Raw genomic sequence first — 22,066 nt, 5'->3', positions numbered from 1 at the left:
AATTTATTAGGCAATAGTGTTGTTTTCAGCGGTTTTGTCTAGCAGTTTTTTCTCACATTGGGCTTTTTATCAAACAAGCAGTGGCACATTTATTTGAGGAGAGATAATTTCGAAACAGATATGCTTGTTTTTTATGCATATAACCGTTGTCATTCAAGATGCAAAAATCAGCAAGTCGAGAGTTGGACTGGTTTTTGACGTGAAGGTGAAGATCTAATAGAAATAAAAAAGCTCAAGTATTTATACCCGAGCTTTTCATATTTACTTATTTTTGTAGTTCGTGCTGTTAACTAGTCTTTAACCCAGACTGATACACTGCCCGGCTTAGTCTTGAAATTACCCCAGCCGTCGTTATTGGTGCAGACTTTGTCAGAGGAAGTGTAGCTGCCTGTAATGTCTGTGAAGCAGGCATTTTTATGTGCGTCGCCGGCTTTCATCCACTTGTAACCTTCGTAGCTGTTGTCGGTCATTAGTACTGCCAGGCCTTTCCAGTGTTCAGCATCACCTTCGCGAGTGAAGCCGATTACGTCGGAGTGATCCAGGTAGCTGTTCTGTGCGCCGTAAGCGTAGTCTCTACGTGCTTTCAACAGGATATCAAGAATCGTTTTGTGCGACTGCAGGTTGATAGTGTAGTTGTTGCCGTCGCCGCCTTTGTCTGTATAAGTTGCGCCATAGTAATCAGGGTAGAATACGTTCGGATAACCTTCCTGACGCAGCAGGATAAAGGAATAAGCTAAAGGTTTAAACCAGTCTGCAACCGGAGACTCTAATGCCTGCAGAGGCTGGGTATCATGGTTTTCAACCAGAGTAACCGCATTCATCGGGTTAGACTGCATCAGGGTGCCGTTCATCAGGCTGCCCATATCGTAGTTGCCGTTCGACTTGGAAGCTGTATGGAAATTCATATGCAGCGGTGCATCAAACAGTGACATTGTATATCCAGAATCTGCCAGGTAGCCCTGCAGTGTGCCTCGGTCATAGTCCCAGTATTCAGCTACTGTAAACATATCTTTGCCGGTATGAGCACGTACTGTATTAATCCAGTCTCTAGAGAAGCCTGCTTTGACATGTTTTACAGCATCCACACGGAAACCGTCAACACCGGTGAAATCGGCATACCATCTGCCCCAGTTTTTTAGTTCATTGACCACATCCGGGTGATCCATATCCAGATCGGCGCCCATCAGGTAATCGTAGCTGCCTTTTTCGCTGGAGACTTGGCTGTCCCATGCTTTGCCGGTGCCGCGAAATTTATAAACACAAGAGCCGCCGCAGTTTTCCTTGGTATTATCATCCCAGTCTACGCCGTCAAAGTGGACCCAGCTCCACTTGAAGGAGGAGTATTTATTGTTACGTGCAGTAAAGTTAAATACAGTCCAGGCGTCGACATTGATATCCCCCCAGTATTCCTGGTTACGGTTGTTCGGATCGACTCTGACCGCAGTAACAGACTCAGTAGCATCCGCTCCCATCATATGGTTGAGCACAACGTCTGCGTAGATGTTTACACCTGCATTGTGAGCACTGTTAATGGCTGCCAGGTATTGGTCTTTAGTACCGTACTTAGTACGTACTGTACCTTTCTGGTTAAACTCTCCTAGATCGTAGAGGTCATAAACGCCATACCCTACATCATATGCACCAGCTTGACCTTTGTATGCAGGTGGAAGCCACAGTGCAGTGATACCGACATCAGAAAGGTTTTGTGCTTCGCTGGAAACTTTAGCCCACAGGTTGTCAGACTGACTGTTATACCAGTGGAAATACTGCATCATAGTGCCGTTCGTGGCTGCTAATGTTGGTGCGGACACTGCGATTAAGGTAGCTAAAATGGTTGGTTTAATCCATTTTCCTTTGACGTTTAACTTTTTCATTGCTTTTCCTTAAGTTACGAATAATTTTCAGTAGTTATCAACAAGCCGGCGAAATAATCATGAACAAAAACTAACTTACAAACAATAATTGGGTGGCTGTTTTGTGAGCGGGATCCGCTTAATATTCGATCTTTTTGTTGCTCGCAAGTTAAAGGATAAGTTAAGATAATCAATCTCTTAGGTGTGTTTTTGTTCGGGGTGTTACTGGAAACGTTTACATTCATTAAAGGTCAAAGCACAGAGCTGGTGATTATATTTATTTTTCAATAACCTGTCTGATTTTCATTATGAATAGTTTATTTTAAATCTAATTTTTTGCCTGTTATGTGAGTTTCTGTTTGATGTGTTACTAGTGAGTTGTTTTCAAACGGCATTATTAATAATGCTCATCAATCACCTGCAGAGCCGTCAGCAGATGGGCGTTATTGCTGCAACCTTTCTGTACCGTTATTCTGGTCTATTCACGTTTCCTCGGTAATTCCTGCAGATATTTTCTAGGGTGAATCACGTGCTATGAACTTTTTGATATTTACAAATAATGAGTGATTCATTTAAGGTCATGGGCGGTGCGTGTGAACTTTTATCGACTGCGGTTTCATTCTAACAAACGACAAGATCTCTCCTTTTTGTCACTTGCACTTTGTAAAGCAACTTCAATGAAGCTCTTTTCGTTTAAATCTTACTGCTCCTAGCATCGCTGCAGATCAAAATATTAACAGGAGATTTTGGCTTTATTTTGTCGTTTTCATCTGTATTTTCTCAATGGTGCTCCGCTAAAAGCGCCGATGTCGCTTTATGTTAGTCTCAATAACCCGCTGTTTTGTATGAATTTAAAGTCACCTCCAAGTAAGCCATTTGTCTTTATGTGGCGCAGGTCGCACAAAAAAACAACAGATTTTGTTAGCACCCAAAAAAAATATGCCGGTAATTCCTATTAAATAGTGTTCGCTCACATTTCCGTGTTGTTCGTTAAATAAACTGAAAGCGATCAATTAATGCACAGGATGTCATTGAATTAACAAATACTTAACGAATGAGTCTGCAGGCTTTGTCAAATTAGAAAACTAAATGAGGTTGTTTTCATTGGTTTTTCAATATCTCGCGAGGTTAGCAGGTAATTAGGAAAGTATTTATAAATTTATTAATTTAGGATCTACTATTTATGTATTTTAAAAAAAATCATGCAGTAAAAATTATATTTCCAGCCATGTTATTGGTGAATACTTCTGTTTATGCGGCTGTCCCAGACGGTTATTATAGTACGGTGGACACGACCGACTCACAGACTCTTCGAAGCTCATTACATGAGATAATTGATGATCACCAGCGCTTTCCTTATACATCTAGTTCAACAGATACCTGGGATATTCTAGAGGCTGCGGATCAGGATCCTGATAACGCCAACAATGTTATTGATGTTTATAAAAATGCCAGTTACAGCAAAGCCGGCGGCGGTAATTCATTCTATAACCGTGAGCACAGCTGGCCTAAATCTTACGGTTTCCCCAAAGACGGCAGCACTAATTATCCTTATACCGATACCCACCACCTGTTTATTGCAGACAGCGGCTACAACTCAAGCCGAAATAATAAACCTTATGGAACCTGTGATACGGGCTGCAGTGAGAAGGTAACCTTACTCAATAACGGCCGCGGAGGCAGCAGCAGTGAGTCGAGCTGGACTACCGGTTCAGGTGAAACAGGAAGCTGGGAAACATGGCAGGGCAGAAGGGGAGATGTTGCCCGTGCTCTGATGTACCTGAGTGTCCGTTACGAAGGCGGCACCCATTCAATTACCGGTGTAGCCGAGCCGGATTTGATTCTTACCGATGACAGGTCCCTGATTGGTGCATCAAATACTGGTGCTAACGGTACCGTTGCTTATATGGGATTAAAATCGGTACTGCTTCAGTGGCACAAAGATGATCCGGTTGATGCCTATGAGTACAGACATAATGAAGCGGTTTACAGCTTCCAGGGCAACCGTAATCCGTTTGTTGATCATCCTGAATATATAGATTGTGTATTTGAAAATAACTGCAGCACTGGAGGAGATACTGTTGCACCGGCAATACCGTCAGACTTTATTGCGACAGGCGGCAGTGGTCTGGTTGAGCTGACCTGGAATGCTAATACAGAACAGGATATGGCTGGTTATAATGTTTACCGCAGTGAAAGAGCCGGCGGCAGTTACGTGCAAGTTAATAGTTCTCTGGTGACAACCAGCGCTTATAGCGACAGTAATGTCACTGCAAGTACAACTTACTTTTACGTTATAACGGCTGTCGACAGCTCAAATAATGAATCTGCACAAAGTAGTGAAGCATTTGCGACCACTGACAGCGGTTCTGCTGAAACGGCTCTATGGATCAATGAATTTCACTATGACAATGCGAGTACTGATGTAGGTGAATCTGTTGAGGTGGCTGGTACTGCCGGTCTTAACTTAAGCGGCTGGACAATTGTCGCTTATAACGGCAAGGATGGAGCTGCCTATAAAACAGTAAACTTATCCGGCGTTATTGCTGATCAGCAGGCTGGTTTTGGTACTTTAAGTTTTGCGGCTTCCGGCCTGCAGAATGGTGCTCCGGATGGTCTTGCGCTAGTTGACAGCAGCGGTAAGCTGGTACAGTTCATCAGTTATGAAGGTTCGTTTACTGCGACTGACGGTGCAGCTGCCGGTGTGACATCTGTTGATGTCGGCGTTTCAGAAACGTCATCAACCCCTTCTGGTCACTCCCTGCAGCTGAGCGGCAGCGGCACAAGCTACGCTGAATTCAGCTGGCAGGCGGCCGCGGCTAATACTTCAGGTTCATTAAACAACGGGCAGGTATTTGCTTCGTCTGTTCCGGTAAACAAAGCACCAGCAGCATCTATTACAGAGCTGTGTAATAACCTAAGCTGTACATTTGATGCGGCTGCCAGCAGTGATCCAGACGGTACTATCACCAGTTACAGCTGGAGCTTTGGTGACGGTGCTAACGCCGCGACTTCAAACCCAAGTCATAGCTATAGCGCCGACGGTTCATACACAGTGACGCTTACCGTGACTGATAATGACGGCGCTTCCGGCAGTACTTCAACGACGGTGACGGTAGAAAATGTGGTTATTATACCTTGGATTAATGAGTTTCATTATGATAATGCATCAACGGATGTAAACGAGTTTATCGAAATAGCAGGCAGCGCCGGTACAGACCTTAGCGGTTGGAAAATAGAGGCCTATAACGGCGGTAACGGTACTGTATACAAGACCTTCGATTTATCCGGTGTCATTGCCAATCAGGACAATGGATTAGGAACTATTGCTTTTGATACTGCGAGTTTACAAAACGGCGGTCCGGATGGTTTCGCGTTAGTCGATGACAGCGGTACTGTGGTTCAATTCCTTAGCTACGAAGGCTCGATGACTGCTGCTGGCGGAACAGCTTCCGGCACGACTTCAACTGATGTAGGTGTTGCAGAAACGTCTTCTACCCAAAGCGGATATTCCCTACAGCTTTCGGGTACGGGTTCGGAATACAGTGCCTTTAGCTGGCAGGCTCCGGCACCTGCTACAAAAGGAGCGCTTAATCAAAATCAGTCCTTCTAGCAGTGATTTAACTGTTTAATAAACTTTAGTAAGTTAGCCGCCTTATTTCTGGCGGCTTTTTTATATTTAACCCATCAGGCCGGATAGAATAAAACGGCTGGCCAGATTGAATATTATCAATCGCTTTAATACGTATTAGCTTAGTAAATGTTCACTGCTTATTTAATGCGTACATGGCTTAAAAACATATCAATGCAGTTTTTAAGGTATTCATCACGCTGCTGTTCCGTCTCTTTGATATCTGCTCCAAGGTAACGCCAGTATACTGTTTTTCCATGAAACATAAGCAGCAGCTGTATTGCGCTTTCATGACTAGAGCAGTCTAGTTTGATAACTCCTTCTTTCACTTTTTTATCGAGGTAGGCAGCAAGTAGATCCATCGATTTTTGCGGACCAAACTGTAAATATGTCGCCGCAAATTCAGGATGAGTATCAATTTGGCTTACAGCATTTCGAAAAGTGTGCAGTGCACCCGGCTCAAGAAGTGTCTGCTGTAAATTTTGTCCAAAAAGAAGCAGCGCTTCATCAATCGGAGCATTGGGATCAAAGGCCGTTTTATTAGCTTGGTATTCCATGACTTTATATTTCATACTGGTTTCGAACAGTATGTCTTTGTTTTTAAAATGCGAATAAACAGTTTGTTTAGAGACATCGGCTAGTTTGGCGATACTGTCCATACTTGCACCGTACCCGTGTCTGCAGAATAATTCATCGGCAGCTTCTAATATTTTTATTCTCTTTAATTCACTGATTTTAGACATAATAGCGCACGTTAATTTGAATGACTGGGCGCTATAGTATAAAAATCAAACTGGACAGTCTAGTTTATTTGGTGTCTAATACCGAAATCAGACTGGACTGTCTAGTGTGATTTGTGGGGTTGTTACAAAAAAGGACTGCGTTATGCTGTTTCACATTTCATCAATAAATATCCTTGCAGCTGCGGCTGTGTTTCTTATGTCAGGCTGCACTGATTCTATAGAAGCGGCAAAGAAGCCAAGAGAGCTCCTTACTGTCGTATCTCAAAAAGTACAGGAGAGCGAAAGTTACACGGTAGAACGGGAATACGTTGGAACTATTTTCGCCGGGCAAAAAGCAAATCTTGGCTTTGAGCTGTCTGGTAAAATCTCTGAAATAAGAGTAGATGTAGGGCAGGTTGTAAAAAAGGGGCAGGCGCTGATTAGTTTAGATACTCAGCTTCTAAATACCGAATTAGAGCAGCTTGCAGCTCAACTGGAAGAAATTAAAGCGCAGCAGAAACTAATCAGGGCGAACCTGAATAGACAGTACTCATTAAAAAAGAAAGGCTTTAGCTCGGACTCCGAAATTGACTTGTTGATAAGTCAAAAAGAAGCACTTCAGGCAAATATTCTGCGGATCCAGGCTGCGGTTGGTACTAATAAACTTAAACAGCAAAAGTCGACAATAAAAGCCCCTTATTCAGGTATTGTGAGTAAACGCTTTGTTTCATTAGGTGATGTGGTCGCGGTGGGCACACCTACATTATTATTATTATCAGAAGGTAATAAAGAAGCTGTTATCGGTGTGCATAATAATGATATTAAAGGAATAGAATCCCAAGGTCATTATGTTATTCGTGTAGAAAACAAAGGGTATAGCGCTAAATTAATTTCTCAAGCCTCTAATATTGACAGTACTTCAAGAAGTGTCAGCCTACGATTTTTGTTAGAAAATGAGCCTTCTCTTTTAGATGGTGAGCTTGCCTATTTATCCTATAAGAAAATATACCCGGCTAAGGGGTACTGGCTGCCGAATACGGCTTTAATCGACGGAATGCGGGGGACATGGAATATCTTTACCCTTAATACTGTAGACAATCACAAGATCGTTGAGCGTAGAAGCGTTCAAGTTCTTTTTGCCAATAGTCAGTCTGTTTATGTTCAGGGAGCGCTGTCAAACGGGGATGAAGTTATCATGACGGGGCTTCATAAAGTTGTACCCGGCCAGTCCGTATACGCTGCACAATAGGGGCTGTTATGAATTATTCAAATATCATCTCTAACACGCGCCTTATGACTTTAGTTGTGGCGTTTTTAATCGTGAGTGGCTTATCTGCTTTCAATACACTGCCGCGTGCAGAAGACCCGGCTATTGTTAACCGTAATGCAACCATCTCCACCATTTACCCGGGAGCAAGTGCTAAGCGGGTAGAGTCTCTTGTCACAGAAGCGATTGAAAATAAGCTTAGACAGCTTGACGAAATCACACTTATCACTTCCACATCTCGGCTGGGTATTTCAGTTGTCGGTATTGAATTGAGTGAAGAAGTTATCGATGCGGAGCCGGTCTGGTCAAAAGTACGGGACAAATTGTCCGATGTACAGCCGGAGCTGCCTGAGGGAGCATTAGCTTCTGAACTAGATAGTGATCATGCTGGTGCGTTTACAACTATGATTTCGCTAAGCTGGCAGGGGCCGGGAGAAGCTGATTTACTTATTTTAGGGCGCTATGCGAAAGAACTGGCGACAAGACTGCGGGTATTGTCGGGAACTGAATTTGTAGACGAGTACGGTCTGCTCGATGAAGAGATTATCGTCAATATCGATACTAATGACGCAGTGGCACTTGGTTACTCTGCTCAGCAGGTAGCAAGCGCCCTGGAAGGTGCTGACGCTAAAAACTCTGCCGGGCAGTTAGTAAATAAAGAGACAAGATTTGGATTAGAGCTGTCTTCAAGCCTTGACTCAATTGAGCGGGTGAAACAGGTCCCTGTTTCGATTGACAGCAGTGGGCATACAGTTCGGGTAGGTGATGTGGCAGAGGTGAGACGCTCACATAAAACACCTTTCGATGAGCTGGCATTAATTAACGGACAGCCCGGAGTGGTTGTGGCTGTACGAATGCAGTCAAAGCTTCGCGTTGATATATGGACGCCTTCCTCCATGGATTTACTGGAGCAGTTTCGTCAAGAACTGCCCGCTAATATCAAAGCTGATGTGATATTCAGCCAGCAGGGGTACACAGAAAACCGCTTACTGGAACTTTCGGAAAGCCTGATTATAGGATTTAGTCTTGTTGTGTTTGTACTGCTGTTTACCCTGGGCTTTCGTGCAGCTTTTATCATTGCCTCAGCACTGCCGCTGACAATGCTGCTGACACTGACGATGATGAAATATGTGGGTATTCCTATTAATCAAATGTCCGTAACTGGTTTTATTGTTGCGCTTGGAATCATGGTGGACAATGCAGTTGTTATGGTTGATACCATACAGAGTTACCGCCTTAAGGGGATGGAAAAGCTTGAATCTGCTATGCTGGCAATTGAGCATCTTTGGGTGCCGCTGCTGGGCTCGACGTTAACGACAGTACTGGCGTTTGCTCCTATTTTCCTTATGCCCGGTGCGACAGGAGAGTTTGTAGGCGCGATTGCACTTACCGTCTCATTTTCGCTGGTCGGCTCCTATGTCATTTCCCATACAATTATTGCTGCGCTATCCAGTATCTGTCTTCCAAGCACCAAAACATTGTCAAGCTGGTATCAAACCGGGATCAGTATTCCTGTGTTGAGCAAATGGTTTTCCCGTTCAGTGGCTGCTGCAATACGTTATCCGCTGCCGGCGATAGTCTTAGCCGCCGCGCTGCCTGTCTGCGGCTACTGGAGTGCGTCGCAGCTGACTGAGCAGTTTTTTCCAGCCTCCGACAGAGATATGTTCGAGATTCAAGTTTATTTACCCCCTCAGGCGAGTATCTATGCGACCAAAGCGACCACTGAAGAGATCCATGCGCTTATCACCGAGGAAGCCTCGGTAGAGCAGGTCCACTGGCTGATCGGCTCTTCTTTCCCGTCTTTTTATTATAATGTTATTCCAGCGGAACAAAATGCGCCGTTTTTCTCCCATGCTATGGTTAAAACCACTGATTTTAAGTCCGCAAATAAACTCATTCCAGAGCTTCAAGAAAAGCTCAATAAGCGTATCCCGCAGGCGCAGATACTTGTCCGTAAGTTAGAGCAGGGCCCTCCGTTTAACGCGCCGGTTGAGTTAAGAATATACGGTAGTGATCTGGCTAAGCTGAAAAGTATCGGCGAAGATATGCGCCTGATGCTGTCTAATATTTCCCATGTAACCCATACACGTGAGAGCCTTCCATCCGGGATCCCGCAGTTCATGCTGGATGTGGACGAGGAAGCAATCCAGATGAATAATATCAGTCTTAACCAGTTTGCCGGGCTGCTGCAGTCAACGTTAGTCGGCAGAGAGAGCGGCAGTATTATAGAAGGAACAGAATCTATACCGGTTAGGGTCAGAGTTCGAGATGAAGAAAGGGAAAATCACAGTGATTTGAGTAATTTGAGATTTCCTGTGCCTTCACAAGAGGGAAATGTCGGTGTTTCAGTATTAAACCTGGCTAGTCTGGAGCTGGTGCCGAGCAGCGGGGGAATAACCAGAAGAAACGGCACAAGAGTCAATACCGTTGAGGGTTATATAGAAGCAGGTGTATTACCGCAAACGGTATTAAATGAATTCAAACAAGCGCTGGATAGTTATGAGTTTCCTCCCGGTTATCGCGTTGAGTTCGGTGGCGAAGCAGCTGAAAGGGATGAGTCGGTAAACCAGCTGATTGGAAATGTCTTTGTGGTTGTTGTTTTAATGATCCTGGTGGTGGTGTTGTCTTTTAACTCTTTCCGTTTAAGCGGGATTATTTTTGCCGTTGCCGGACTCGCCGCCGGGTTAGGAATATTATCTGTCTGGTTGTTCAGCTACCCATTCGGGTTTACCGTTATCATCGCTTTACTTGGGGTAATAGGTTTGGCTATCAATGCCGCCATTGTTATTATCGCAGAACTTAGAGCATGCCCTAAAGCCAGTCAGGGGGATCCTGAAGCGATACTGCAGACGGTCATGAGCTGTACCCGTCATATCACTTCCACCACTATTACCACTATAGGCGGATTCCTGCCGCTGATTTTAGCCGGCGGCGGATTCTGGCCCCCATTTGCTATTGCGATTGCCGGCGGTACTGCATTAACCACCATACTTTCATTTTACTTTGTGCCGGCTGTCTTTAAGCTGCTGATAAAAAGGCCGTTAAACCGGGAGTCCAAAGTCATCGCTGAGGAGTTTGTGCACTAGAAGTTACAACAGTTTCGAAAACTAAATTTAATAACAGGGATGGAAATTAAGCATTATGGAAAAAATAAAATTAGCAGGCTGTATTGCTTTGGTATCTACAGCGGTAACGGCAGGTCAGGATAAACCGGGGTTTTCTGGTGAACTCACCGCTTTTACCGCCTACAGCTCAGAGAAATCGAACTTTAATACGGATAACAATAAGCTGGAAAGTATTTATAGTGCCGGTGAATCTGAGTCGGAATTTCTGATAGCGCCGCTTGGACAGCTGCGCTATACATTCGGCGCAAAGAACGAGCAGAAAGTATTTGTCGGGACCTCTCGTGATGATATAGCGGTAGGTGATTTTGTATTAGAACTGGGTTATGAGTTTGCACTGGATAAACGTTCCAGCGTAGCTTTTTCTGTTCTGCCGACCATTATAGACGGTGAAACATGGCAGGATCCTTTTTTGACCAGTCAGGAACGAAGCACTACCGATGTTTCAGGTGCGGCTTATCGAGTTAAGTATAACAGTGTACTGCAGACGCCGTTTTCAGTGGATATTGCCTATTACACTCTGGATGTTGAGAACGAACGCTCTGGTATATCCATTTTAAATGCTGGAGAGGCACAAGCACTTCAGAGAAGCGGAACGGGGATTTATTCGCAATTATCATACGCTGTAAGAGTCGGTGAAACATCAGTATTTGAGCCGGTTTTAACTTATCAGTCATTTGATGCAGACGGCAGTGCAATGTCCAATGATGCATTCGCTGTTGATGCCCGCTATAGAAGTCAAATGGGGGCGCATAGTTTTTCTGCCGCAGTCAGCTGGGGGTATACTTCTTTTGACTCATCGCACCCTGTCTTTGATAAAACCCGGGAAGATACTGAATACGGCGTTTTTATTGCTTATGAATATCAGCAGATAATGGGCTGGAAAAACTGGGCGCTTAGCGGTCTTATGGGATTTGATGTTAATAATTCGAATATTAATTTCTACGATAAAAAGGAATACATAATCGGTTCGGGGCTGACCTATCGATTTTAGTGTTTAGGGGCCGTACTCCGATGCTGCGGGATAAACCGGCCCTAATGCGGCGATTTAATTAATCGCTTATCAAATATCTATTTTGGAATTTATTATGAGTCGTTACCTTTATTTAATCACAGCTTTCGTGATGCTTCTCTGGCTGCCGGTTTTACTTACACAACTTCGACCTGAACCTCTGTCTGTTTTTTTCTGGCAGCATCAGTTAATTTTATTAAGCGGCGGCTTAGCTGTAACATATATGAGCCTGGCGATGGTGCTGGCTGTTCGCCCTGTATGGTTAGAAAAAACCTTCGACGGTCTGGATAAAATGTACCGGCTGCATAAACAGCTGGGTATAGCGGCTTTAATCAGCTTAATTGTTCACTGGCTGCTGGCGCATAGTCGTAAGTGGATAGTACAGCTCGGGTATGCTCCACGTCCTGAAAAACAGAACAGCACACTTATCGAGGGGATAGACTGGCAGGAACTCGGTGAAGGTGTCGGGGACTTTGCGTTTAAGATATTTTTAGTTTTTGCCGTCATCAGTCTGGTTCAAGCCGTTAGTTATAAAAAATTTCGTTTCATACATAAACTGGGGGGAGCTATTTTTATTGCGGGTGCATTTCATAGTTTAACCCTGCTCGACTATGATCTTTTTATGCTGCCTTTTAATGCACTGATCTGGGTGTTATGTCTATTGGGTACTGCGGCTTCTTTGATTTCTCTTACGGGTAAGATCGGTGCAAAGCGTAAAACGTCAGGCGAAATTACCGATGTGCAGCCGTTTAATAATGGTGTACATATAAAAATCCACCTTCAAAAAACAATTCAATATAAACCTGGGCAATTTGCCTACCTGGATTTTCACGATAAAGAATCCCCGCATCCTTTTACCGTGCTTAATTACTGTCCCCGCACCCGGGAAGCGGAGTTTGCAATAAAAAATCTGGGGGATTATACCCAGTCTCTACTTACCAGTTTAACGAATAAGCAGGCTGTAACCTTGGAAGGGCCCTATGGTGAATTTCAGCCTGACAGTCATGCAAGGCAGATCTGGGTAGGGGCCGGGATTGGTATTGCCCCTTTTATTGCCTGGCTTGAATTTATGGTTAGAGAAAAAGTCTGCCGTGCTGAAGTAGATTTTTATTATTGTGTTAACTGTAAATCCGATGCTTATTTTGCTCAGCGTTTACAGACACTGACGCAGTCTTTCAGCAATGTGAGGCTGCATATTTTAACTGCGCAGGAGGGACAGCTTCTGAATGCTGATGAGATTATCAGTAAAGTTAAAAAGCAGGCCTATTCACTGAGCTTTTGCGGTCCGGCGCTATTTTCTGAGACCCTGAGTGATGCTTTAGCAAAAAGTAAAAATGCCCCCGTCCGCTTTCAAAGGGAGCTGTTTAATATGCGCTAAGGCTTCCGAGTAGGGTTAGACCGCCCACTTTCGAACTTGCCTTTGAGCAGACCTCAAAGGCTTTTTAGGCTTAAAACCGATTATGCCGTTTTATCTGCAAACCTTTCTAATGCCCATACTGCGGCAAAACCCAGCAGTGCTGAAGTAAGCGCCGCTGCCATTAAAGGACTGTTACCAGTAACTTGCTCAAAGGCAAATGGCGATAAATTCTGCTCTAATAAAGGAACCTGTGCGCCGCTTGAATTTGTCCGCCATGTCAGTACTTCTTTCCACGGCCAGATTTTATTCAATGTACCAATCATTAAGCCTGTTAAGAAGGTCAGGGTGATGTCACGGTAACGGCGCAGCAGCCAGGATAAAAGATGTGAGAATGACAGCAGACCGATTAAGCAGCCTGAAGCAAAGAGCGCCAGAGTGACAATATCAAATGATTTAGCCGCGGTTAATATAGGACCGTACATACCCAGTAACAGCAGAATAAAGCTGCCGGAAATACCCGGTAGAATCATGGCGCATATTGCAATAGATCCCGCAAGCATCATATTAAGCTGCGTCGGTTCCATGCTCACGGGATGAAGAACGGTGATGCCGTAGGCAAAGAAAATGCCGGCAGCGACTGAAATAAAGCGTGTTATCTGCCATTGCTCAACCTGTTTGAACATATGTATAACTGACACAATAATTAAACCGAAGAAAAATGACCATAATGGAATGGGGTGTGTTTCAAGCATCCAGGTGATCAATTGCGCGAAAGTGAAAATACTGGTTAAAATTCCTGAAAATAAAAGAATCAGGAATTTCCCGTTAATATGATTGAACGCTCCTTTAATTCCCTGCTGCTTAATAATAGTTATTAAGCTCGGATTTATGCGTCGAATACTTTCCAGCAGTGTATCGTAAATACCAGTGACAAATGCGACTGTCCCGCCTGATACGCCGGGTACAACATCGGCGGCTCCCATCGCCATACCTTTTAAAAAGGTAAATACTTTACTCATTGCTCTCTGCCCTAAAATTAATAAATCTATTAAACCGGGGGCATTATACAATGTTAAAGTGAAAAAAAAGTTTTTGATAATAGATATATATTAAAACCCTTATTTCTTTTGCTTGTCTGCTGAATTTATTTCGATAAATAAGTTCGTCTTTTTCATGGTTCACTCGTCTTATAGGTGGAAGTTAAATTTAACCCCTGTAGAGGAAGCCAAAATGCTTAAAGTAATTAGTTTTAAAATTTGTCCTTTTGTTCAACGTGTTACTGCTGCACTTGAAGCAAAACAGATTCCTTATGAGATTGAGTACATCAATCTAAAAGATAAGCCGGAGTGGTTTCTTGGTGTCTCTCCAAATGGACAAGTCCCGGTAATGATCACAGAAAATGATACAGCTCTGTTTGAATCAGATGCGATTATCGAGTATATCGATGATGAATATGGCCCGTTAGAGCAAAGTGTAAGTAATGAACAACGTGCATTGGATAGAGCATGGAGTTATTTAGGTTCAAAAAACTATCTGCCCCAATGTGGAATAATGAGCAGTAAAGATAAAGTGACGTTTGAGTTACGCGCAGAAAAGCTCCAGAGCGCATTTGAGAAAGCTGAAAAGCAGCTTTCAGGCCATTCATTATTCTTCAAATCAGATAAATTGAGTAATGTAGATATTGCCTGGCTCCCTTTGCTTCACCGTGCCGCGATTGTAAAAGAACACTCAGGATACGATTTCTTGTGCTGCTTAGCGAAAGTACAAGCCTGGCAGCAGGCTGTTCTGGCTGCCGGCCTTGTTGAGAAAAGCGTTTCTCCGGATTTTGAAGAGTTATTCAAAAGTTTCTATCTGACAGGTACTTACCTGATAGAAGATAAAGATGTGCATCAGCCGGGATGCAGTTCCGGCAGTTGTTGTAACTGATTTTTATAAGTGAAGTGCTCGAAAGAGCACTTCTTGTTTTCATTGTGAACGAGTATTGAGAAACCCTTCTGGGAGTGAATCGTTATGAATATAGAAAAAATATGCTCTGAGTACCAAACCAGTCTCAAAGCATTTCTGCACAAAAATATATCTAATTCAGATGATGTCGACGACCTTCTGCAGGAGATTCTAATTAAAACCTATCATAATCTAACCACTGTACACGACAGCAATAAGATTAAATCCTGGTTATTTCAGGTAGCCAATAACACTATTATTGATTTTTACCGGCAGCGAGGTAAAGGGGCTGAACTCTCTCAAGATAAGCTTTGGTACAGCGATACTGAAGAAAATGTACTGCAGCAGTTATCAATGTGTGTCGTTCCGTTTATCAATGAATTACCTAGAGAAGACGCTGCTTTACTCACTGCTGTCGAAATTGATGGTATCTCCCAGAAAGAGTATGCCGAGAAGATAGGAATGAAATATTCAACACTTAAGTCCAGAGTGCAGAAAAGCCGTAAGATACTCCACAGTTTATTTAATGAGTGTTGTGAATTCTCCATCGATAACCAAGGCCGCGTAATGAATTTCCAAGCCAGGAAGAAAAAATGCTCGAGCTGCTGATCTAGCGTAAACAAAAACTGATTCCTTTCAAGCTTTAATTAGGTGATCTGCTTTCTAAGGCTTTATGAAGCATAAAACTGTTTAGCATATTCTTTAATAACTCTATTCCTGCGGCCAATTTTAACTAGCTATAACAACTTACGTGGGATAAATGCAAAACATTGCAGGCTGTCTATATTAATAATGAAGCGGACATATTTCTCACAGGGAGATAAATATAGCCAAACCACTTGCTGATTCCTACATATTCAAGTCGTTTGGCTATATATACAGTTTACTGTCGTTGATAAAAAGTAATTCTACAAGTCCAGTTTCAATGGCAGCTTTTGGTATCTTCCTGAATAAGAGGGGTTATTTAAATGAAAGAATTGAAGTATTTGAAACGTACGCTAAAAGTCCTTCTAATAGTATCCTTTGGATTTTTGCTGTCTCAACAAGCTGGTGCTGCCTGCCGTAACCTGGTTGAAACAGATCCTTATTACAGCGGCTGGACCTATTGCTGTGATCTTGATACCTCTGTTGGACACAGTTACTGGATCAAAAGAGGAGGAAATGGTGAAAAAATACGTTATACAGGCAGCTGCGAGTCTTGGGGGATAAAAGCCGTCCCTGCAAAATCGGTATGCCGTGACTTGAGACAAGGTGATCCATATTTTTCTGGTTGGAGGCGCTGCTGCGATGAAGGAAGTAAACAAAGCAGGTGGTTTAAACGCTTTGGCGGAGATAATAAAGGAGCGCTTTATAGTGGAGACTGCAGACACTGGGGAATAAATCCTTGAGTATCTAAAACTAAAGTAGAAACCAGTCTTAGGACTGGTTTTTTGTATTCAAAATTCGCCCTGCGTTACAGTTCTAAATCGCTTTCTATTTCCCTCGATAACTAATTCGATAAATGACATCGGCAGCATCATCTGATACAAGCAGTGAGCCGTCCGGCATTGTCAATACTGCAGCAGGGCGTCCCCAGCTGCTTTCCCCCTGCAGCCAGCCTGATGCAAATACCTGTGAGTCAACCACCTTACTGTTCTCTAGTATAACGCGTACTATTCGATAGCCGACCTTGGAACTGCGGTTCCAGGAACCGTGTTCGGCGATAAATATATTATCCTGGTATTCAGCGGGAAACTGACTGCCGCTATAGAATTCCATGCCCAGTGCAGCGACATGAGCACCAAGTTTTAATGCAGGGTTACGGTAGTCCTGCGGCCTGCGGCCCATGCCAAACTCGGGATCCAGGATATTGTCATTATGTACATAAGGAAAGCCGAAATGCTGGGCCTGTTTTGATACATGGTTAAGTTCATCATCAGGCAGGTCATCGCCCATCATGTCGCGCCCGTTGTCAGTAAACCACAGTTCACCGGTTTGCGGGTGAAAGTCAAAGCCGACACTGTTGCGTACTCCCTTAGCGACTACTGTTGATAATTTTGTGTGCAGATCTACTTTAATAATGCTGGCAAAAGGCGGATCACTTTTACAAATATTACAGGGAGCACCGATAGGAATGTAAAGCTGATTGTCCGGACCAAAGGCAATGAATTTCCAGCCGTGGTGAGACTTATCGGGCAATTTATCGTAAACAAGCTCAGGTTCAGGAACGTCTGGTAAGCCGGCTTCAATATCGGCATAGCGCCAGATCTTATCTACTTCTGCAACATAGAGGTCACCCTGATGAAATGTGAGTCCTGACGGCATAAACAATCCGGCTGCAATTTCAAACACTTTTCTGGCGTGATTTTCGCCGTTAACGTCAGTCACCGCATATACCTTACCGGCTCTGCGGCTGCCGACAAAAAGAGTACCTTTGTCGCCTAATGCCATCTGCCGGGCATTATCAATATTATCGACATATACCTCGATACTAAAACCCTGCGGCAGCTGTATTTTATCTAGATCGAGTGCTGAGCATAAAGGTGAGAGTAAAAAACTCAAGACGAACAAGGCTGCTTTCATTCTTTTCAACTCCACATGGCGATCTCTATTGAGAGTAGTCTCATTTTTCGGAAGGGGAAATTAGCGGATCATAGTGAAATGGGTAAGTTGTTTATTTCAGAGCGTTACCACTTAGGATGAGATGAAAATAAAAGAGGTAAGTCTAATAAGAAGAATTTTTATTCATCCTATGCGCCTGAAGAATCTATAAAAGGACGTTTACGTCTAAACTATAGAAAAGCACTATAGAGAAGGTTCGCTTTATGACTAAACTTTGCAGGCAGTTTGTTTTGTTTTCTTTATTGCTCAGCTTATCACTTTCATCCTTTTCACAATCAGCGAAGTACTCTATAACAGATGAAAGCTGGAGCCCTTATTGGATAGTTCATTCCAAGAATGTCAGCGGTATTCTGAATGACATTATGCTTCAGCTTGACCAACGTACAGCATCATCATTAACAGCAGATCAGCCTTGCCCGCCTAAAAGAGCACAAAAAAGGTTTAAAGAGGGAGATACACAGATAGAATGCTGTGTGAATGAAGCCTGGAGAGCCTCCGAAGAGCAGGTTAACGTTTCTTTGTGGACAGACACATTAATGACTGTTGAAGAAGTACTGATTTTTCCTGTTGGTAAGTCATTTGAATTTAATAAACTTGAAGATCTGCAGGATAAATTAATATCAACAGTTCGAGGTTACGGTTATGTCGGCAGTGAGTTCTTTATACGCAGTGACAGCAGTGATAACATTTCACAAATACAAAAGGTGGCGCTGGAGCGAGCTGATGCAGGCATTATTGATCGAGCTGCACTTTATTATGCGCTTAAAAACAGCAAAGTATTAAAAGAGCGATACGCAGAAATCGAAATTGGTCCGGTTATCAATCGTTCGGATCTAAAAATTCGTATTCATAACTCTCGGCCAGAGCTGCTGGAGTCTATTAATATGGCAGTCCGAAAAATGAAGCAAGACGGTACAATTGAAAAGATTATTGACAGCTATAAGTAATATGCTTATGCGTTATTTTGCTGGGCGATAATAAAAAGTAAGGCCGGCAATCGCCGGCCTTATCTGCAGATTAATCAGCCGAATATAAAGGAGTAAAGATAACCGGCTGCAACTGCCATACCCAGGATCACCGTTAGAAATGCTATAATCATCTGGTTTTTAAATATAGATTTCAACAGGATAACTTCGGTCAAACTGGCGCCGGCGCTGCCGATAATCAGTGCCATTACAGATCCTAAAGCCATGCCTTTAGCAACCAGAGCCGCACTGAGAGGGATAACGGCTTCTGCTCGAATATATAATGGAATACCGATAACAGCCGCTATTGGAATAGCATACCATTTACCTTCGCCGGCATATTCAGCGATTAAATCTGTCGGCATAAAGCCGTAGATAAATGCACCGAATGTGATCCCTATTAATAAGTAAGGAAAAACCTGTTTGAAATCTTTCCAGGTTGAAAGCCAGATACGCATCCAGCGGTTATCTTCTTTTTTGACTTCAGAGGCGCTGCCGCCGCAAGGTGCTGCTGGAGCACTGCCACAGCATGCAGCCGCGGCCATAGCCGGTGCGGCTGAACTGCATGATGCGCTTAGCGGCTCTGGTCCGCTGCTGCAAGACGCAGCCGCTGGTTCTTTTGCAGTCCCGCATGACGTGGCGCCGCTTGAACTTTCTACTGCCTGATAGGCCTCAGGTCTTACATATCTTTCAAACCCTAGTTTTTCCAGCACAAAACCAGATGTTACTGCCACAATGATGGCAACAAGGAAGTAGAAAAGGGCGACTTTAATACCGAAGGTTACGATAAACAGGCCGATAATGACGGGATTAAGCAGCGGGCTGGAGAATAAAAATACCATCATAGGACCAAATCCAGCCCTGGCTCTAAGCAGTCCTTTTAGAAATGGAATAGTTGAGCAGGAGCAAAATGGAGTAATGGATCCCAGCAGCGCCGCTATGATATAGCCTTTTCCCTTGCGTGAGCTCAGGATCGACTGGATTTTTTCGGGTGTTATAAACTCCTGCAGCACACCAACAAGATAGCTGATGGCTAAAAAAAGAATAATTAATTCTGTCGCTAAGAAAGCGAACATGTTTAGGGTCTCTCTGGCCATAGTTAAGATTTCAGGACTCATAATATTTATTTAACCTCTTCGTTATTTCTGGATTGATCGAAATATAAGGCAGGTCAACTTTATCGTCAAGCTATTATTCGAGAAAAGTCGAATTAAATAAGATCCATTATTATGAGTAATAACAAAATATACTGCAGCATCTGCATGTTAATGACTAAATTGGGTCCGACTGCTACATTGATATACTCTTTTAAAAAATGGATTTTTTATATGGCAAAAGGCAAGTTTGTCAGCGGTAATATTTTCCGCCACATAGTTATCATGTCATCAACTAATGCGATTGGTTTAACCGCGCTGTTTCTCGTTGACTTGGCAGATTTATTTTTCATCAGTCTGCTTGGAGAAACAGAACTGGCGGCCGCTGTTGGTTATGCCGGCACGATTGCTTTTTTTACTACTTCTATCTCTATTGGTTTGTCTATCTCGATGACGGCTTTAGTATCTAAAGCCATTGGTCAGCAGGACCGTGAAAAAGCGCGCAGACTGGTGATTAATGTGCTGGTGACCGGGCTGATTATCAGTACTGTGGTGGCTGCCGTGGCGTGGTATTTTACGCCTGAGCTGGTTAGCCTGATTGGTGCTAAAGGTATAACTCATGATCTCGCTGTAACCTATCTGCGCATCCTGCTTCCTTCGTTACCTGTTTTAGGCATAGCCATGAGTGCGGGTGCTGCACTTCGCTCGGTTGGTGATGCTAAACGCGCAATGTATTCAACCTTAGCGGGTGGCGGAGTTAATGCGATTTTAGATCCTCTGTTTATTTTTACTTTCAGCCTGGGTTTACATGGTGCTGCCGCTGCGTCTGTAGTCGCGCGTTGTGCCGTTGCCTGGGTGGCGCTTCATGGTGTTATGACTCAACATCATTTAGTCGGCCGCTTTCACTATAAGCCGTGGTTAGCAGATCAAAAAGAAATTTTTAAAGTAGCCATTCCTGCTATGACCACCAATGTGGCAACACCGATAGGCAATGCGTATGTCACCATGATGATTGCGTCTTTTGGTGATAGTTATGTAGCCGGCTGGGCTGTTGTCGGCCGATTAATACCGGTTGCTTTTGCAATGATATTCGCTATGTCAGGGGCAGTGGGGCCGATTATAGGACAAAACTTTGGTGCTGAATTATATGAGCGTGTACGCTTAAGTGTTAAACGGGCGGTACAGTTTACTGCTGGTTACGTTGCGCTGCTTGCACTACTGATTTATTTATTACAGGAACAAGTGGTCCTGATTTTTGGCGCACAAGGTGATGCCGCTGAATTGATCCGTTTTTATTGTACCTGGTTATGCGCCGCCTTTATCTTTAACGGTATTATGTTTATCGCTAATGCCGCGTTTAATAACTTAGGTTACCCCAGTACTTCTACGCTAATGAATATTGGTAAAGCAACCCTTGGAACCATTCCCTTTGTTTATTTTGGCGGGCAGTGGTACGGCGCGGTCGGGGTAGTGGCAGGCCAGGCGATGGGATCTGTTATATTCGGTTTGTTGGCCTGGTTCTGGGCGCAGCGTATTCTGCAGCGTTTAGGTAAGGATGAGCATGAGCAAGATGAGCTGCCGGTCAGTTCCTCTTTACCATTAACTCCATTTTGTTCGAGCCGGGCATATATGTGTGCAGACAGCGAAGAGTGCATGATAAGTGACTCTTCTTCAACAAAAGAGCAGTGAGCTCTTTTGTTGAGAAAATATAGAGCCGCTTTAGACGGCTCTGTAAAAGCAATTACTGCTGGTGGGCCGGTAGGACACCGGATTCAAAAGAGTCTGCAAATTCATGGTTGCGGTCGCGATGGGCTGCTTCATCTTCACGGATACGCAGTATCACATCTCTTAATTTTGCATTACTTGCTAACTGATAATAGTCAATTGCGATGCTCGGCGCTGCTGTGTTTTCTACTACACCCTGGTCAATTTTTTCCAGGTATTCGCTGTAACTTTTACAAGCTTCTTCTTCAAAGTAACCCACTACCCGGTGTGCCGTTTTACTCGACACAAGATATAAGAAACTGTACACCACTAAAAATACACCCTGACCTAATAATACCAAGGTGCGTTCAATCCAGGTGGGTTTAGCAATATCTAAAAAGATCATTAAATGCATGCGTTCATTTTCCGCTTCGTCTAATAATTCCCGCACCCAGCCTTGATCATCACGCATACGGCGCAGTGCTTTTAGATGATTAAACATACCGGCCACCATGCCGGGTACTGCAGCTATGGTTTCTAGGATCACGGCGCGTTTTGCATATTTACTACCGTAAAAAATATTGAGCATAAACTTTAAAATCTGGGTGATCTTGTAAGCGATATACTCTGAAACTTTATTGGGTTTTTGATGGGATAATTGGAAGTTTTCCATGTTGACCTCTCGGTTAAGATTAATAATAAACTGTGTCCAAATTAGAATGAAAATTGATCTAGGTCAATAGTTTGCTGGGGCTGGAATTACCCATAAAGGTATATGTTAAATACATCAATTT

Annotated in this window: 16 protein-coding genes; 10 read left to right on the top strand and 6 right to left on the bottom strand. The window is 43.6% G+C overall.

Going from position 1 to position 22,066, the window contains the following annotated elements:
* Positions 1 to 290: 290 nt before the first annotated feature.
* Positions 291 to 1,874 (bottom strand): alpha-amylase, encoded by a 1,584-nt coding sequence (locus G327_RS0100840; protein ID WP_019612868.1) that lies wholly within the window; start codon positions 1,872 to 1,874, stop codon positions 291 to 293.
* Between the two features lie 1,162 nt (positions 1,875 to 3,036).
* On the opposite strand from G327_RS0100840, the gene G327_RS23760 reads away from it, so the two are divergent.
* Positions 3,037 to 5,466, top strand: coding sequence for an endonuclease (locus G327_RS23760; protein ID WP_019612867.1), 2,430 nt, complete (start codon positions 3,037 to 3,039; stop codon positions 5,464 to 5,466).
* A gap of 158 nt (positions 5,467 to 5,624) precedes the next feature.
* On the opposite strand, the gene G327_RS0100830 is transcribed toward G327_RS23760, so the two are convergent.
* Complete coding sequence (locus tag G327_RS0100830) at positions 5,625 to 6,227, bottom strand: TetR/AcrR family transcriptional regulator (protein WP_019612866.1); 603 nt, start codon at positions 6,225 to 6,227, stop codon at positions 5,625 to 5,627.
* Positions 6,228 to 6,369: 142 nt separating this feature from the next.
* On the opposite strand from G327_RS0100830, the gene G327_RS0100825 reads away from it, so the two are divergent.
* From G327_RS0100825 to G327_RS0100810, 4 genes are all read left to right on the top strand, one after another.
* Positions 6,370 to 7,455 carry an efflux RND transporter periplasmic adaptor subunit gene (locus G327_RS0100825; RefSeq protein ID WP_019612865.1) on the top strand — a complete coding sequence of 362 codons (1,086 nt, stop codon included), beginning with the start codon at positions 6,370 to 6,372 and terminating at the stop codon, positions 7,453 to 7,455.
* Positions 7,456 to 7,463: 8 nt separating this feature from the next.
* The gene (locus tag G327_RS0100820) at positions 7,464 to 10,559 is read left to right on the top strand and encodes an efflux RND transporter permease subunit (RefSeq protein WP_019612864.1); all 3,096 of its coding nucleotides are present in this window, start codon (positions 7,464 to 7,466) and stop codon (positions 10,557 to 10,559) included.
* A 55-nt stretch (positions 10,560 to 10,614) separates the two neighbouring features.
* Entirely contained in the window at positions 10,615 to 11,589 is a 975-nt protein-coding gene (locus G327_RS0100815) for a DUF2860 domain-containing protein (RefSeq protein ID WP_019612863.1), read from the top strand.
* A 94-nt stretch (positions 11,590 to 11,683) separates the two neighbouring features.
* Positions 11,684 to 12,985, top strand: a complete 1,302-nt coding sequence (locus tag G327_RS0100810; RefSeq protein ID WP_019612862.1) for a ferredoxin reductase family protein — start codon at positions 11,684 to 11,686, stop codon at positions 12,983 to 12,985.
* 80 nt (positions 12,986 to 13,065) lie between these two features.
* Here G327_RS0100810 and G327_RS0100805 read toward each other — a convergent pair whose 3' ends face one another.
* A complete protein-coding gene (locus G327_RS0100805) occupies positions 13,066 to 13,983 on the bottom strand; it encodes a polyprenyl-phosphate transporter (protein WP_019612861.1) in 918 nt (305 codons plus the stop codon).
* A gap of 211 nt (positions 13,984 to 14,194) precedes the next feature.
* On the opposite strand from G327_RS0100805, the gene G327_RS0100800 reads away from it, so the two are divergent.
* The 3 genes from G327_RS0100800 (at position 14,195) to G327_RS0100790 (ending at position 16,296) form a co-directional block, all read left to right on the top strand.
* Complete coding sequence (locus G327_RS0100800; RefSeq protein WP_019612860.1) at positions 14,195 to 14,890, top strand: glutathione S-transferase family protein; 696 nt, start codon at positions 14,195 to 14,197, stop codon at positions 14,888 to 14,890.
* Positions 14,891 to 14,974: 84 nt separating this feature from the next.
* A complete protein-coding gene (sigZ, locus tag G327_RS0100795; protein WP_019612859.1) occupies positions 14,975 to 15,517 on the top strand; it encodes an RNA polymerase sigma factor SigZ in 543 nt (180 codons plus the stop codon).
* Positions 15,518 to 15,876: 359 nt separating this feature from the next.
* Positions 15,877 to 16,296, top strand: coding sequence for a hypothetical protein (locus G327_RS0100790; RefSeq protein WP_019612858.1), 420 nt, complete (start codon positions 15,877 to 15,879; stop codon positions 16,294 to 16,296).
* Positions 16,297 to 16,381: 85 nt separating this feature from the next.
* On the opposite strand, the gene G327_RS0100785 is transcribed toward G327_RS0100790, so the two are convergent.
* Positions 16,382 to 17,470, bottom strand: a complete 1,089-nt coding sequence (locus tag G327_RS0100785; RefSeq protein ID WP_019612857.1) for a PQQ-dependent sugar dehydrogenase — start codon at positions 17,468 to 17,470, stop codon at positions 16,382 to 16,384.
* A gap of 242 nt (positions 17,471 to 17,712) precedes the next feature.
* Here G327_RS0100785 and G327_RS0100780 point away from each other — a divergent pair, with 242 nt between their 5' ends.
* The gene (locus G327_RS0100780; protein ID WP_019612856.1) at positions 17,713 to 18,456 is read left to right on the top strand and encodes a substrate-binding periplasmic protein; all 744 of its coding nucleotides are present in this window, start codon (positions 17,713 to 17,715) and stop codon (positions 18,454 to 18,456) included.
* 74 nt (positions 18,457 to 18,530) lie between these two features.
* Here the strand turns inward: G327_RS0100780 and G327_RS0100775 are convergent, their stop codons facing one another.
* Positions 18,531 to 19,592 (bottom strand): permease, encoded by a 1,062-nt coding sequence (locus tag G327_RS0100775; RefSeq protein WP_019612855.1) that lies wholly within the window; start codon positions 19,590 to 19,592, stop codon positions 18,531 to 18,533.
* A 210-nt stretch (positions 19,593 to 19,802) separates the two neighbouring features.
* Between G327_RS0100775 and G327_RS0100770 the strand changes: the two genes are divergently transcribed.
* Entirely contained in the window at positions 19,803 to 21,257 is a 1,455-nt protein-coding gene (locus G327_RS0100770; protein ID WP_033297679.1) for an MATE family efflux transporter, read from the top strand.
* A 52-nt stretch (positions 21,258 to 21,309) separates the two neighbouring features.
* On the opposite strand, the gene G327_RS0100765 is transcribed toward G327_RS0100770, so the two are convergent.
* The gene (locus tag G327_RS0100765) at positions 21,310 to 21,945 is read right to left on the bottom strand and encodes an alternative oxidase (protein ID WP_019612853.1); all 636 of its coding nucleotides are present in this window, start codon (positions 21,943 to 21,945) and stop codon (positions 21,310 to 21,312) included.
* Between the last annotated feature and the right edge of the window lie 121 nt (positions 21,946 to 22,066).

It is taken from the genome of Psychromonas ossibalaenae ATCC BAA-1528 (genome assembly GCF_000381745.1).
Taxonomy (GTDB): Bacteria; Pseudomonadota; Gammaproteobacteria; order Enterobacterales; family Psychromonadaceae; genus Psychromonas; species Psychromonas ossibalaenae.
This window is presented reverse-complemented; position numbering and strand designations above follow the sequence as displayed.